At 66.1% G+C, this 13,382-nt stretch carries 14 protein-coding genes; 10 read left to right on the forward strand and 4 right to left on the reverse strand.

Translation table 11 applies throughout. The features are described from left to right. Nucleotide 1: 1 nt before the first annotated feature. Both G7045_RS02590 and gpmA read right to left on the reverse strand, forming a co-directional pair. Nucleotides 2-1,450, reverse strand: coding sequence for a S41 family peptidase (locus G7045_RS02590; RefSeq protein WP_166156887.1), 1,449 nt, complete (start codon nucleotides 1,448-1,450; stop codon nucleotides 2-4). Between the two features lie 96 nt (nucleotides 1,451-1,546). Next, nucleotides 1,547-2,290 (reverse strand): 2,3-diphosphoglycerate-dependent phosphoglycerate mutase, encoded by a 744-nt coding sequence (gene gpmA, locus G7045_RS02595; protein WP_166156890.1) that lies wholly within the window; start codon nucleotides 2,288-2,290, stop codon nucleotides 1,547-1,549. A 92-nt stretch (nucleotides 2,291-2,382) separates the two neighbouring features. Between gpmA and G7045_RS02600 the strand changes: the two genes are divergently transcribed. The 4 genes from G7045_RS02600 to G7045_RS02615 all read left to right on the forward strand — a co-directional run bounded on the left by G7045_RS02600 (nucleotide 2,383) and on the right by G7045_RS02615 (nucleotide 4,851). Further along, nucleotides 2,383-2,790 (forward strand): rhodanese-like domain-containing protein, encoded by a 408-nt coding sequence (locus G7045_RS02600; protein WP_166156892.1) that lies wholly within the window; start codon nucleotides 2,383-2,385, stop codon nucleotides 2,788-2,790. A gap of 3 nt (nucleotides 2,791-2,793) precedes the next feature. Beyond that, nucleotides 2,794-3,051, forward strand: a complete 258-nt coding sequence (gene grxC, locus G7045_RS02605) for a glutaredoxin 3 (RefSeq protein WP_166156895.1) — start codon at nucleotides 2,794-2,796, stop codon at nucleotides 3,049-3,051. A 101-nt stretch (nucleotides 3,052-3,152) separates the two neighbouring features. Beyond that, the gene (gene secB, locus G7045_RS02610) at nucleotides 3,153-3,608 is read left to right on the forward strand and encodes a protein-export chaperone SecB (RefSeq protein WP_166156898.1); all 456 of its coding nucleotides are present in this window, start codon (nucleotides 3,153-3,155) and stop codon (nucleotides 3,606-3,608) included. Nucleotides 3,609-3,849: 241 nt separating this feature from the next. Further along, the gene (locus G7045_RS02615) at nucleotides 3,850-4,851 is read left to right on the forward strand and encodes an NAD(P)H-dependent glycerol-3-phosphate dehydrogenase (protein ID WP_166156901.1); all 1,002 of its coding nucleotides are present in this window, start codon (nucleotides 3,850-3,852) and stop codon (nucleotides 4,849-4,851) included. A gap of 45 nt (nucleotides 4,852-4,896) precedes the next feature. On the opposite strand, the gene G7045_RS02620 is transcribed toward G7045_RS02615, so the two are convergent. Together G7045_RS02620 and G7045_RS02625 are read right to left on the reverse strand one after the other, a co-directional pair. Beyond that, entirely contained in the window at nucleotides 4,897-5,517 is a 621-nt protein-coding gene (locus G7045_RS02620; RefSeq protein ID WP_166156904.1) for a hypothetical protein, read from the reverse strand. 89 nt (nucleotides 5,518-5,606) lie between these two features. Further along, nucleotides 5,607-6,287, reverse strand: coding sequence for a TetR/AcrR family transcriptional regulator (locus G7045_RS02625; protein WP_166156907.1), 681 nt, complete (start codon nucleotides 6,285-6,287; stop codon nucleotides 5,607-5,609). 165 nt (nucleotides 6,288-6,452) lie between these two features. Here G7045_RS02625 and G7045_RS02630 point away from each other — a divergent pair, with 165 nt between their 5' ends. The 6 genes from G7045_RS02630 (at nucleotide 6,453) to G7045_RS02655 (ending at nucleotide 13,362) form a co-directional block, all read left to right on the forward strand. Then, nucleotides 6,453-6,779: a cytochrome c5 family protein gene (locus G7045_RS02630; RefSeq protein WP_166156910.1), complete on the forward strand. Its 327-nt coding sequence runs from the start codon at nucleotides 6,453-6,455 to the stop codon at nucleotides 6,777-6,779. Then, nucleotides 6,779-8,173: a D-arabinono-1,4-lactone oxidase gene (locus G7045_RS02635; protein ID WP_166156913.1), complete on the forward strand. Its 1,395-nt coding sequence runs from the start codon at nucleotides 6,779-6,781 to the stop codon at nucleotides 8,171-8,173. Before G7045_RS02630 ends, G7045_RS02635 begins: the two co-directional genes overlap by 1 nt. Beyond that, the gene (locus G7045_RS02640) at nucleotides 8,170-9,459 is read left to right on the forward strand and encodes an alanine racemase (RefSeq protein ID WP_166156916.1); all 1,290 of its coding nucleotides are present in this window, start codon (nucleotides 8,170-8,172) and stop codon (nucleotides 9,457-9,459) included. Before G7045_RS02635 ends, G7045_RS02640 begins: the two co-directional genes overlap by 4 nt. 26 nt (nucleotides 9,460-9,485) lie before the next feature. Further along, the gene (locus G7045_RS02645) at nucleotides 9,486-9,944 is read left to right on the forward strand and encodes a DUF2147 domain-containing protein (RefSeq protein WP_166156919.1); all 459 of its coding nucleotides are present in this window, start codon (nucleotides 9,486-9,488) and stop codon (nucleotides 9,942-9,944) included. Further along, on the forward strand, nucleotides 9,941-10,840 hold the full coding sequence (locus G7045_RS02650) for a TorF family putative porin (RefSeq protein ID WP_166156922.1): 900 nt from the start codon (nucleotides 9,941-9,943) through the stop codon (nucleotides 10,838-10,840). Before G7045_RS02645 ends, G7045_RS02650 begins: the two co-directional genes overlap by 4 nt. A gap of 209 nt (nucleotides 10,841-11,049) precedes the next feature. Next, complete coding sequence (locus G7045_RS02655) at nucleotides 11,050-13,362, forward strand: NADP-dependent malic enzyme (RefSeq protein WP_166156925.1); 2,313 nt, start codon at nucleotides 11,050-11,052, stop codon at nucleotides 13,360-13,362. Nucleotides 13,363-13,382: the final 20 nt, after the last annotated feature.

A 13,382-nucleotide genomic window follows, 5' to 3' on the forward strand; every position in this document is an offset into this window, starting at 1 on the left:
CTTATTCCTCTTTCTTTTCTTCCTTGCGCTCGGTCAGGGTCTTGCTGACCTGCACCGGCTCGCCCTTGAGGCGGTGCAGCGCCTGGGTGAGCTGGAAGTCCTTGTCGGTGCCGAACTCGGGCAGCTTGCGGCCAGCCGGGTTCTTCTTGATCTCTTCTTCCAGGCGCTTGCGCGCTTCCTCGCGTGCTTCTTCGCGCGCCTTGTCCTGCTCGGGGCTGAGCTGCTCCTGGCCCTGGCCGGTGCCCAGGTGCTTTTCCAGATCGGCTTCGCGCGTGCGCAGCACGGCATAGACGTCGCCCTCGGCGGTTTCATCGACCATCACGTCGGGCACGATGCCCTTGGCCTGGATGGAGCGGCCGCTGGGCGTGTAGTAGCGCGCGGTGGTGATTTTGATACCGGTGTCCGGGCCCAGCGGGCGCACGGTCTGCACCGAGCCCTTGCCAAAGGTCTGGCTGCCCATGAGGGTGGCGCGCTGGTGGTCCTGCAGCGCACCGGCGACGATCTCGCTGGCCGAGGCCGAGCCTTCGTTGACCAGCACCACCAGCGGCACGCTCTTGAGCGCCGCCGGCAGGCGCTTGAGCGGATCGCCCTGGCCCCGGCGCGTGTAGAAGCTGGGCGTGGCCTTGTAGGTGGCCTTGCTGTCGGCGAGCTGGCCGTTGGTGGAGACGACGGTGACGTTCTCGGGCAGGAAGGCGGCCGAGATGGCGACGGCTGCGTCGAGCAGGCCGCCCGGGTCGTTGCGCAGGTCGAGCACCAGGCCCTTGAGCTTGGGCTCTTGCTGGTAAATCTCTTCGACCTTGCGCACGAAGTCGTCCACCGTGCGCTCCTGGAACTGCGACAGGCGAATCCAGGCGTAGCCGGGCTCTATGACCTTGCCCTTGACGGATTGGGTCTTGATTTCTTCGCGCGTGATGGTCACGGGGAAGGTGCGGTTCTCGTCCTTGCGGAAGATGGTCAGCAGCACCTTGGTGCTGGGCTCGCCGCGCATCCGCTTGACGGCTTCGTTGAGTGTCAGGCCGCGCACGGCGGTGTCGTCGATCTTGGTGATGAGGTCGTTCGTCTTGAGGCCGGCGCGGTAGGCGGGCGAGCCTTCGATGGGCGAGACGATCTTGATGAGCCCGTCTTCCTGCGTGATCTCTATGCCGACGCCGACGAACTTGCCCGTCGTGCCTTCACGGAATTCCTTGAAGGTCTTTTTGTCGAAATACTGCGAATGCGGGTCCAGGCTGGAGACCATGCCGGCAATCGCGTCGGTGATGAGTTTCTTGTCGTCCACCGGCTCGACGTAGTCCGTCTTGATGAGTCCAAAGACGGCCGAGAGCTGCTGGATTTCTTCCAGCGGCAGCGGCGTGACGGTGCCGCGCGCCACGGTTTGCAAAGACACGGTGGTCAGCGCACCGGCGAACACGCCGACCGAGATCCAACCTGCGATTTTCAATTTCTGGCCCATAAAAACACCTGCGTTAGCGCTGCAAACATGCAATATGCATTGGAAGGGGCACGCCGGCCCAGGTTCCCGGCGGGCGTGCCAAAGGCGATCCGGACCTCAGGCTTTGCCTTGCGCGGCCACGGCGGCGGCGGCGCGTGCTGCGGCTTCGGCGTCGCCCAGATAGTAGTGGCGAATGGGTTGGAGGTTCTCGTCGAGCTCATATACCAGCGGAATGCCGTTGGGAATGTTCAGGCCGACGATGTCGTTGTCGGAGATGCCGTCGAGGTACTTGACCAGGGCGCGGATGGAGTTGCCGTGCGCCGCCACCACCACGCGCTGGCCGCTGCGGATCGCCGGGGCGATGGCATCGTTCCAGCACGGCAGCACGCGCGCCACGGTGTCCTGCAGGCATTCGGTCAGCGGCACCTGCGTGGGGGCCAGGGCGGCGTAGCGGCGGTCGCCACGCTCGCTGCGCGCGTCGCCCGCTTCGAGTGCCGGCGGTGGCGTGTCGTAGCTGCGCCGCCACACCAGCACCTGCGCGTCGCCGTACTGGGCTGCCATGTCGGCTTTGTTCAGGCCCTGCAGCGCGCCGTAGTGGCGCTCGTTCAGGCGCCAGTCTTTGCGCACGGGCAGCCAGGTGCAGTCCATCTCGTCGAGCGTGTGCCACAGGGTGCGGATGGCGCGCTTCAAGACGCTGGTAAAGCACAGGTCGAACGCATAGCCCTCGGCCTTGAGCAGACGGCCGGCGTTTTGCGCCTGCTCGACGCCCGTGGGCGTGAGATCGACGTCGGTCCAGCCGGTAAAGCGGTTTTCAAGATTCCAGGTCGATTCGCCGTGGCGGATCAAAACAAGCTTGTACATGGGGAAAAAGCCTCAGGGATAAAGAAATTGGGCGACGCAGGTCAAAACCCGGCATTTTAGAATCGCACGGTTTGCCAACCCCAAGGATTGACGTGAATTTCATCATCGAGAACTGGTATCTGTTCTTTATGGCCCTGGCTTCGGGCGCCATGCTGCTGTGGCCGGTGCTGCGCGGTGGCGCCGGGCTGGGCCTGTCCAGCGCCCAGGCGGTGCAGCTCATCAACCGCGAAAAAGCCGTGGTCATCGACGTCTGCGAGCCCGAGGAATTTGCCGCCGGCCACATTGGCGGCGCCAAGAACGTGCCGCTGGCGCAGCTCGAAGAGCGCCTGCCCGGCCTGGTGAAGAACAAAACCCTGCCGCTGATTTTGGTCTGCGCCAAGGGAATGCGCGCCCAGCGCGCCAGCGCCGTGGCACAAAAGCTCGGTTACGACAAAGCCCAGCCTCTGGCCGGCGGCCTGACCGCCTGGCGCGAGGCCAATCTGCCCGTGGAGAAAGGCTAAGCCATGCAACACGTGACCATGTACACCACCGCCGTCTGCCCGTACTGCACCCGCGCCAAGCAGCTGCTGAAGGCGCGCGGCGTCGAGCACATCGAGGAAGTTCGCATCGACCAGGACCCGGCCGAACGCCAGCGCATGATGGAGCGCACCGGCCGGCGCACCGTGCCGCAGATTTTCATTGGCGAGACCCACGTCGGCGGCTGCGACGACCTGCAGGCGCTCGACGCCAGCGGCGGCCTGCAGCCCCTGCTGCAAGGCTGAGGCCCGGTTGCCAGGCGGCATAATGCGCCGCTGAAGTGCCCGCTGCGGGAGCCACTCCCCGGCGGGCTTTGTTTTATCCACTCCACTGCCCAATCCATACCATGGCCGAGCAAGACACCCCCGTTTTCCAGATTCAGCGCGTTTACCTCAAGGACCTGTCGCTTGAGCAGCCCAACTCGCCCGCCATCTTGCTCGAACAGCAGCAGCCGAGCGTGGACATCCAGCTGGCCGTGCAGGCCGAGAACGTGGCCGACGGCATTTTTGAAATCTGCGTCGTCGCCACCGTGCAGACCAAGATCGAAGACAAGACCGTGTTCCTGGTCGAAGCCAAGCAGGCCGGCATTTTTGAAATCCGCAACGTGCCCGAAGAGCAAATGGGCGCCGTCATCGGCGTTGCCTGCCCGCAAATCATCTACCCCTACCTGCGCGCCAGCGTGGCCGACACCATCACCCGCGCCGGCTTCCCGCCCGTGCACCTGGCGGAAATCAACTTCCAGGCCATGTACGAGCAGCAGCAAGCCGCCCAGGCCGAAGCCGCCAACGCCACGGCGCAGTAAGCCAATTGGGAGGCAAATGGGCCTGATGAGCAGCATGTCTCAGACGCCTTCCCCCTCTGGGGGAAGGTAGGGATGGGGGCTGCTGGCGCACCATGAGCGCTGAAGATGCGCCCCCGCCGCTGGCCCCCACCCCAACCCTCCCCCAGCGGGGGAGGGAGTCAGAAGCACTGAGAGAAGCACTGAGGCGGCTTTCTGCGTAGTAAAAAAGCCTCCAGCCCTTATTCATCAAGCGCTAGCAGCTATGAAAATTGTAGTGATTGGCGCCGGCGCCTGGGGCACGGCGATGGCCCTGAGCGCCGCCGCCCACCCCGGCGGCCACCACGTCACCCTGTGGGCGCGCGACCCGGCCCAGGCCGCCGCTCTGCAGGCCGAGCGTGCCAACGCGCGCTACCTGGCCGGCGTGCATTTCCCCCCCTCCTTACATATTGCTGGCGGTGCCTGGGCGCCGCTGCTCGCTGGCGCCGACCTGCTGGTGCTGGGCACGCCCATGGCGGCGCTGCGCGGCTGGTTGCAGCAGCTCGCAGGCAGCCCCGTGCCCGTGGCCTGGCTGTGCAAAGGTTTTGAGGCCCAGCAAGGCGCGGACGGCCCCGGCCTGCTGGCGCACGAAGTCTGCGCCCAGGTGGCGCCCGGCCTGGTGGCGGGGGCCCTGAGCGGCCCGAGCTTTGCGCTCGAAGTGGCGCGCGGCCAGCCCACCGCCCTGGTGGCCGCGAGCGCGCACGCGCCGCTGCGTGAGCTGCTGGTGCAGGCCTTTCACAGCCCGCAGCTGCGCGTGTACGCCAACGACGACCTGGTGGGCGTCGAAGTCGGCGGCGCCGTCAAGAACGTGCTTGCCATCGCCACCGGCCTGTGCGACGGCCTGCAGCTGGGTCTGAACGCCCGCGCTGCCCTCATCACGCGCGGCCTGGCCGAAATGACGCGCCTGGGCCTGGCCCTGGGCGCGCGCACCGATACCTTCATGGGCCTGTCCGGCCTGGGCGACCTGGTGCTGACGGCCACCGGCGACCTCTCGCGCAACCGCCGCGTCGGCCTGCTGCTGGCGCAGGGCAAAACTCTGGACGAGGCCGTGCAATCGCTCGGCCACGTGGCCGAAGGTGTGTACTGCGCCCGCACCGTGGCGGCGCGCGCACGCGCCCTGGGTGTCGATATGCCCCTGGCGCACGCCGTGGTGCAGCTGCTCGACGGCCAGCTGGCAGCACGCGACGCCGTACACCGCCTGATGGAGCGCGATCCGCGCGGGGAATAAAAAAACCGGACGGCTGTCCGGTTTTTGGCGTGGTGAACGCTGGGTTTAGAAGCGGTAGGTTGCGCCGATGCGGATGACCGGGTACCACTTGTACTTGCTGACCTCGTCATCGAGCTCACGGCGCTCTTTTTGCACGCGGTCATTGCCCCAGTACGCCTGCATTCCAGGGGAGACTTTGTAGTCGGTGCTGTACGCGCCGTAGCTTGCGCCCAGATCGGCAGCAAACGACAGGCCCTTGCCGGCCTGCGGGCCAAAGCCCCAGCCAATGCCCAGGTAGGGGCGCACGTCTTTGGAGCGAATTTCGCCCTCGACCCATTCGCCGGGCAGCACGTCCGAACCAGGCTTGGCAACGCCACGGGCATTGATCTTGTCACGCCCCAGGAACAGGCCGCCCGTCAGGCGGAACTGGCTGGCGACGAAATAGTCGGCGAACAGACCCACCGAGGAAAACTTGAGCTTGCCGTCGTACTTGACGGAGCCGGCGTCAAAGTTGCGGCTGTAGTCCAGGAAGTTGATATCGCCGCGCAGGTTGAAGTTGCTGAAATGGTGCGCGTAGCCAAGGGTCAGGCCCGTGGTGCCGATTTGCCCGTAAGCGGTTTGGGCGCTGGCGGCACCAGCGCCGCACAGTGCAGCCGCAGCGGCCAGAGCAAGAACGAGTTTCTTCATGGTTGGTTCCGATAGGTAATAAGACGTAGCCATTGTCTTGGCTTTCCACATCGTGACAATGCGCTTACACAGGATGTGTATTTTTGGAGTCACAGCGTAAGCCCGGGTTCAGCCGGGTGGGCCTGTGCTGTAGGCAGTCCTGCCAGCAGCATGTCCACCATGCGATCGACATGCTGTGCCAGCGGCAGGCGCTCGAACCAGGGGTCATCGCCCGATGTAATGCGCAGCGCCGTGACGCCGTGCAGCGCTTCCCACAGCAATTGGGCCGCGCAGTCGATAGCGCTTTGTGGCACCACTGGGCCATTGGGGACTTGCAGCAACTGCGTTGCAAGCAGGCGTGCCAGGGCGTAGGCATCTTCGCTGGGGTTGCCGAACTCGATGCTGGAATCGGCCACCGCTGAAGTGGGGCGCAGCTGCATGAACATCAGGCGGTAGGCCTGCGGGTGCGAGACACCAAACGTTGCATATGCCTGGGCTACGCGGCGCAGGGCGTCGCTGGGACTTTGCGCTGCTGCCAGAGCCTGCTGCAAATGGCGTGAGAAGCGCTTGAGGTCGTCGTCCACCGCCTGGGCGATGAGTGCCGCCTTGTCCGGAAACAGGGCATACACCACGGTGGTGGAGACGCCCACCTGCTCGGCCACCGCGCGCATGGTAACGGCGTCGGCGCCGCCTTTGCGCAGTAGTTTGCGCGCGGCGCTGAGCATGTCGCGACGGCGCGACTGCGCCTCCAGGGTGCGGCGGTTGGGGGGTGGGGTAGGGGGGCGAGCCATGGTTTGATTGTGGCGTGTTGTGGGTTTCTTGGTGCCGTCACCATGGTACGAACCCGAAGGGGGTAACTCCCAAATAAAAAACAATGTTTTTTTATGGATCATTGTTTTATGTTGTTTTGTTTTGATCGATGGGGGCTTTGGTGCCCCCCTTTGCTGGCCTGCCTGGTGGGTGCTTTGAGCGCCTGCAGCGCACAGCCACAGCCTGCGGCAGAGGATGTGGCGCGTGCAGTGCAGCTGCGTCCAGCGGCGCCGGCCCTGGCCGAGAAATACGAGCGCTCTTGCATGGTGTGCCACAGCCAGGTGGGGGCGCAGGCGCCGTTGACCGGATTTGCGCCCGATTGGCAGCCTCGTTTGCGCCAGGGCATGGAGCGCATGCTGCAGCACGCTCAGCAGGGCCTGAACGCCATGCCGGCGGGCGGGCAATGCGCCGACTGCAGTCCGGAGGAATTGCGAGCGCTGATCGAATTCATGGCGAAAGGAACGGCCTTGTGATGTCTGCGTCTTTTTCTTCTGCGGCCTGTTCGCGTCGTTTGGTGCTGCGTGTGGGGGCCGGTGCGGCCTTGGCGCCCCTTTTGCCGGTGGTTCAGGCACAGACGCCTGTGACGACGCCCGCGTCTTGGCGCAACTGGTCGGGGCTGCAGCAATGCCAGCCGCAACGTTTTTTCGTTCCTGCCGATGAGGCTGAGCTGGCGCAGGCGCTGCGCAGCGCCCCGGCGCAGCGGCGTCTGCGCTGCGTGGGCGCAGGCCATTCGTTCACGCCGCTGGTGCCGACGGACGATTGGCTGGTGTCGCTCGATCGCCTCTCGGGCGTGGCGCCCGGGGTGGCGGCGCAGACGGTACGGGTGCAGGGCGGTACGCGCCTGGCGGTGCTCTCGCGCCAACTCGATGCCCTGGGCTGGGCGCTGCCCAATTTGCCCGATGTCGATGTGCAAAGCTGGGCCGGGGCCATCAGCACGGCGACGCACGGCACCGGGCGCAACCTGCCGGCGCTGCACGCCCAGGTGCAGGCGCTGCGCCTGGTGACGGCGCGCGGCGACATCCTGGAATGCAGCGCCACCCGCAACCCCGAGCTGCTGGCGGCCGCCAAGGTTTCTCTGGGCAGCCTGGGGGTGATCACCGAGGCGCAGGTGGCGGTGGTGCCGGCGTACAACCTGCACCGGCGCGTGTGGCTCGAACCTGCGCCGCAGCTGCTCGAACGCGCGTCGCAGCTGGCGCAGCAGCACCGCAATTTTGAGTTTTACTACCTGCCGTTTACCGGCTACGCCGCTGCCATTACGCACGACATCGATGACAGCGGCCAGGTGCTGGACGCGCACGCGGCGGATGAAGACGTGCTGCGCGACCTGCGCCTGCTGCGCGACTGGCTGGGCTTTGCTCCCGGGCTGCGGCGCAAGGTGGCGGGCTGGCTGATCGACCCACAGCAGACCGAGGAGGCGCGCAACCGCGCCTGGAAGCTGCTTTCGACCCAGCGCCCGACGCGCTTTAACGAAACCGAATACCACCTGCCGCGCGAGGCTGGTGTTGCCTGCGTGAAAGAGGTGATTGCAGCGCTGGAGCAGCGCAACGACGTGTTCTTCCCGCTCGAATTTCGCTTCGTTGCTGCCGACGATGCCTGGCTCAGCCCGTTCTACCAGCGCCAGAGCTGCTCCATCGCCGTGCACGCTGCCGCTGGCGAGGCGCACGCGTACCTGCTCAGTGAGATCGGGCCGATTTTTCGCCGCCACGGCGGGCGCCCGCACTGGGGCAAGCTGCACGACCTGGGGGCGGCGCAGCTGGCGCAGCTCTACCCGCGCTTTCAGGATTTTGTGCAGCTGCGGCGCGAGCTCGATCCGCAGGGGCGTTTCTTGAACCCGCACCTGCGCCAACTGTTCGGGGAGAAAGCATGAACACCCGCCGCCGCCTGTGGCTTGCCGGCGCGGGCGCCGCCCTGGCCGGCTGGGCGCTGCGCCCGGGGCTGTCGGGCGCACCGCACGATGCGTATTTTTCTACCCTGGCGCAGGCTTTGCGCCAGTCCGGGCGCCGCACCGATGCCAGCACCCCGGTGCTGGTCATCGACCACGACCGGCTGCAGGCCAATGTGCGCCAGGTGCAGGCGCTCAAGGCGCCGGCCCTGCCGCTGCGCGTGGTGGCCAAATCCCTGCCGGCGACGGCGTTGCTGCAGCTGCTGGCGCAGCAGCTGCAAAGCCAGCGCCAGATGGTGTTCAACCTGCCCTACCTGCTGCTGCACGCGGCGCAGTTCCCGACATTCGACCTGCTGCTGGGCAAGCCCTTGCCGGTGGCGGCGGCCGCCGCGTTTTATGCCCAGCGCCCGGCCAACGGCTTTGACCCTGGCCGCCAGCTGCAGTGGCTGATCGACAGCCCGGCGCGCCTGGCCGAGTACCGCCAGCTGGCGCAGGGCCTGGGCCAGCGCCTGCGCGTCAACCTGGAGATCGACGTTGGCCTGCACCGGGGCGGTTTTTCTAGCGCGGCGGCGCTGGATGAGGCACTGGCGCTGCTGCGCACCGAGCCGCTGCTGGAGTTTGCCGGCATGATGGGCTACGACCCGCACGTGACCGAAATCCCCGACCTGCCTGGCGCCCGCGCCAGCGCCGAGGCGCACGCCAAGGCGGTCTACGCCCAGTACCGGGCCCAGGCGGTGGCGGCACTGGGCCTGCCAGCGGCGCAGGCGCCGGGCCTGTGCTGGAACGCTGCCGGTTCGCCCACTTTTCAGCTGCACGACGGCAGCGGCGCGGCCAACGAGGTCAGCGTAGGCTCGGCCTTCGTCAAGCCGGCGGAGTTCGATCTGCCGCACCTGGCTGCGTGCCAGCCGGCCTGCTTCATCGCCACGCCGGTGCTCAAGAGCGGAGCCTTCATGCTGCCCAGCGGCGTGCAGTGGCTTGGCCAGCTGCTCACTGCCTGGGATCGCAACCAGCGCCATGGCGTGTTCCTGTACGGCGGCCAGTGGCGCGCCGACCCGGTCTCGCCCGCCGGGCTGGCCACCAGCGGCCTGTACGGGCTGTCGCCCAACCAGCAGGTGCTGGTGGGCTCGGGCCTGCAGCAGCTGCAGCCGGGCGACACCGTGTTCCTGCGCCCGCACAAGAGCGAGGCCCTGCTGCAGCAGTTTGGCGACATCGTCGTCGTTGCCTCGGGGCAGGTGGTGGCGCACTGGCCCGCCTTCCCCCCCATGCCTTGAACGATCACCACGAAGAAGGAGACACCATGCACACAAGAACCCTTGGCGCGGCGCTGCTCGGCGCCGCCAGCCTGGCGCTGGCGGCCCTGCCGGCGGGCGCGCAAAGCGGCGACAGCCATGCCGCCGACGGCCTGTGGCTGAGCGCGGACCAGGGCGCGATCATCGAATTCAAGGAGTGCAGCGACAGCCCCGGTGCGCTGTGTGGGCAGATCGTCTGGGACAAGGATGCAGGCACGTCCGACGATGCCTGTGGCGTACGCATTGCCAAGCTCAAGAAATGGGACGGCCAGGCCTGGCGTGAGGGCTGGGTGCATGACCCACGCAGCAAGAAAAATTACAAGGGTGTGCTGCGCGCCCAGGGGGAGCGCCTGAACCTGCGCGCCTACATCGGCACGGAAATTTTGGGCGAAACCGAGGAGATGACGCGCACGGCGGCGCGTCCGAACATGTGTCCACAGACGGTAGGCCAGGGAGGCAAAGCATGAAAACGCTCTACACCCTGGGTTTGGCCTTGGTGCTCACCCCTCTGCCTGGACTGGTTCAGGCCCAGGCCAGTGCGGAGCCGGAGATTGCCAGCTACAGCATCGACACCACGCTCAAGATCTCCACCGACCGCAAAACCCGTGGCGTCTCCGACACCCATGGGGAACCTGGGTTGGAGTTAACGGTGGAGGCTGCGCACGAATCGGGTTTGATAGCGCAGTTGCAGCTCGGTAGCGTCAGCCGCGTCAACTACCCCGAGGGCAATAACCTCAATGCCATGCTGGCCCTGGGCTGGCGCGGCGGCAATCCCGAGGGTTGGCACTACGGCTTGGGCGCAGCGCGTGAATGGTTCCCGGGTGCGCGCGTGGACGAGGCCCCTGCCGGCTTTGACGCCAGCTTCACTCCCACGGGCTGGGTTAACACCCGTTTTCATACCAGCTACCTGGTGGCCGAGCTTGGCTGGAGCTATTTGACGGCGCGTTATCTGTACGTGGTGAGTCGGGACTTTCGCGGCGCCAACACGGCCACCGTCTGCGGCAACTACCTGCTGGTCAAGCTACCCAGTGGCGATTTGGGGCCGGCGCTGGACTGCTACGGTAGCGCGATGCAGCACAGCCGGGGCACGCAGCTGCTGGACCTCGACCTGAGCTATCCGCTCAATGGGCAGACCAAGCTGGTGGCGCACCTGGGTTGGCAGCGGGTGCGCAATTTCCGAGGGCTCGACACCATGGACTACCGCCTGGGCCTGGAGCACCAGCGCTGGGGCCTGGTGTGGGGCGCAGAGCTGGCTGGAGCCTCGGTGCGCAACCGTGATTTGTTCATTGCCATCGACACCGATGGCACCATGCGGCAGATGGAAAAGCCGAAGCTGATTCTCACGGTGGCCAAGAAATTTTGAATCTGCGAATGAAAATGGCCGCTAGCGCAATATACAAGCGCGCTAGTAGCTATCAAATTAATAGTAATTCTGTGCTCCACCGGAATGGGTTGCCTATTGAGCACCGCCCCCCAGTAGATGCTGCCGCCAGGGCTCTATGATGGCGGGCTGCCAGCAGCGGACTGCTGCCCTGCTGCCAGCCCCCTTTTTCCGGTTTCTGGTACCTCCCTATGAGCACAACACTGTCCGCCGCTGAACAAGCCTTGCGCGAAGCCGCACTCGAATACCACCGCAGCCCGAGCAAGGGCAAGATTGCTGTCACCCCGACCAAGGCGCTGTCGAACCAGCGCGATTTGTCGCTGGCCTATTCGCCCGGCGTGGCCTACCCCTGCCTCGACATTCAGGCCGACCCGAGCAAGGCGTTTGACTACACCTCGCGCGGCAACCTGGTGGGCGTCATCACCAACGGCACGGCGGTGCTGGGCCTGGGCGACATCGGCCCGCTGGCGGGCAAGCCGGTGATGGAGGGCAAGGGCTGCCTGTTCAAGAAATTTGCCGGCGTGGACGTGTTCGACATCGAGCTCGACGCGCGCGACCCGGACAAGATCATCGAGATCGTCGCTGCACTCGAACCGACGCTCGGCGGCATCAACCTCGAAGACATCAAGGCGCCCGAGTGCTTCTATATCGAGCAGGAGCTCAGCAAGCGCATGAACATCCCGGTGTTCCATGACGACCAGCACGGCACGGCGATTATTTCCAGCGCCGCGCTGCTCAACGGCCTCGAACTCGTGGGCAAGGACATTGGCAGCGTCAAGGTGGCGGTATCGGGCGCCGGTGCGGCGGCGATTGCCTGCGTCGGCGTGATGGTGGGCCTGGGCGTCAAGCGCGAGAACGTCTTCATGGTGGACTCCAAGGGCGTGATCTACGAAGGCCGCCCCGGTGGCTTTGATGCCTCCAAGGCACAGTACGCGCAAAAGACCGAGGCCCGCACCCTGGCCGACGCCGTGGCCGGCGCCGACGTCTTCCTGGGCTGCTCGGCCCCTGGCGTGCTCACGGCCGAGATGGTCAAGACCATGGCCAGCCAGCCCATCATCCTGGCGCTGGCCAACCCCGAGCCCGAGATCCGTCCCGAGCTGGCCAAGGCCGTGCGCCCCGATTGCATCATCGCCACCGGCCGTTCGGACTACCCCAACCAGGTCAACAACGTCCTGTGCTTCCCGTACATCTTCCGGGGTGCGCTCGACTGCGGCGCCACCAAGATCACCGAGGCCATGAAGCTCGCTTGCGTGCGCCAGATCGCCGCCCTGGCCAAGGAGAACATCAGTGAGGAAGTGGCCGCCGCCTACGCCGGCAAGGAGCTGGCGTTTGGGCCGGACTACCTCATCCCCACGCCGTTTGACTCGCGTCTGATCCTGAAAATCGCTCCGGCCGTGGCGCAGGCAGCGATGGACTCGGGCGTGGCGCAGCGCCCGATCGAGGACATGGAGGCGTACAAGGAGCACCTCACGCGCTACGTCTACCAGACGGGCATGTTGATGCGCCCGGTCATCAACGCTGCCAAGGCGCTTCCGGACGCGCACAAGCGCGTTGCCTTTGCCGATGGCGAGGACGAGCGCGCCCTGCGCGCCGCGCAGATTGCTATCGACGACCACATTGCCTGCCCCATTCTGATTGGCCGCCCAGCCGTGATTGCCGCGCGCATTGCCAAGGCCGGCCTGCGCATGGTGCCGGGCAAGGACGTGCAGGTGTGCGATCCCTCGGACGACCCGCGCTTTCGCCAGTACTGGGAGACTTACCACCAGATCATGAAGCGCGATGGCGCCACCGCCGAGGTGGCGAAGGCGGCGGTGCGGCGCTCGAACACCATCATTGCCTCCTTGATGGTGAAGCTCGGCGACGCCGATGCCATGATCTGCGGTCTGGTGGGCACCTACGACACGCACCTGGAGCGCATCCACAATATCCTCGGCCATGTGCCGGGCGTGGCGCAGTACGCGGCGCTCAATGCCCTCATGACCAGCAGCCACGGCCCGTTGTTCATTGCTGACACCTACGTCAACGAAGACCCCAGCGCCGAGGAGCTGGCCGACATCGCCTGGGCCTCGGTGCAGGAGGTGCGCCGCTTTGGCCTGCCGCCCAAGGTGGCCTTCCTGTCGCATTCGAGCTTTGGCTCGTCCAAGAGCGCCTCGGCGCGCAAGATGCGCGCGGCGCGCGATATCTTCGTCGCCCGCCACCCTGAGATCGAGTGCGACGGCGAGCTGCACGGCGACGCTGCGCTCGAGCCGCGCATCCGCGAAACCTACCTGGGCGACTCGACCCTGAGCGGCTCGGCCAACCTGCTGATCTGCCCGAACATCGATTCGGCCAACATCCTCTACAACGTGCTCAAGACCACCACCAGCGGCGGCGTCACCGTCGGCCCCATCCTCATGGGCACCGCCGGCACGGCCTACATCCTGACGCCGGCGGCCACCGTGCGCCGCGTGCTCAACATGACGGCCCTGGCCGTGGCCAGCAGCGCAGCGCGGCGTGCTGCATAAGAGGTAACGCCGACGCAGAA

Source organism: Acidovorax sp. HDW3 (assembly GCF_011303755.1).
Taxonomy (GTDB): Bacteria; Pseudomonadota; Gammaproteobacteria; order Burkholderiales; family Burkholderiaceae_C; genus Paenacidovorax.

Coding starts and splice junctions, on each gene's coding strand:
- G7045_RS02590 (WP_166156887.1), bottom strand. CDS start 1,450: ATGGGCCAGAAATTGAAAATCGCAGGTTGGATCTCGGTCGGCGTGTTC.
- gpmA (WP_166156890.1), bottom strand. CDS start 2,290: ATGTACAAGCTTGTTTTGATCCGCCACGGCGAATCGACCTGGAATCTT.
- grxC (WP_166156895.1), top strand. CDS start 2,794: ATGCAACACGTGACCATGTACACCACCGCCGTCTGCCCGTACTGCACC.
- secB (WP_166156898.1), top strand. CDS start 3,153: ATGGCCGAGCAAGACACCCCCGTTTTCCAGATTCAGCGCGTTTACCTC.
- G7045_RS02615 (WP_166156901.1), top strand. CDS start 3,850: ATGAAAATTGTAGTGATTGGCGCCGGCGCCTGGGGCACGGCGATGGCC.
- G7045_RS02620 (WP_166156904.1), bottom strand. CDS start 5,517: ATGAAGAAACTCGTTCTTGCTCTGGCCGCTGCGGCTGCACTGTGCGGC.
- G7045_RS02625 (WP_166156907.1), bottom strand. CDS start 6,287: ATGGCTCGCCCCCCTACCCCACCCCCCAACCGCCGCACCCTGGAGGCG.
- G7045_RS02635 (WP_166156913.1), top strand. CDS start 6,779: ATGTCTGCGTCTTTTTCTTCTGCGGCCTGTTCGCGTCGTTTGGTGCTG.
- G7045_RS02640 (WP_166156916.1), top strand. CDS start 8,170: ATGAACACCCGCCGCCGCCTGTGGCTTGCCGGCGCGGGCGCCGCCCTG.
- G7045_RS02645 (WP_166156919.1), top strand. CDS start 9,486: ATGCACACAAGAACCCTTGGCGCGGCGCTGCTCGGCGCCGCCAGCCTG.
- G7045_RS02650 (WP_166156922.1), top strand. CDS start 9,941: ATGAAAACGCTCTACACCCTGGGTTTGGCCTTGGTGCTCACCCCTCTG.
- G7045_RS02655 (WP_166156925.1), top strand. CDS start 11,050: ATGAGCACAACACTGTCCGCCGCTGAACAAGCCTTGCGCGAAGCCGCA.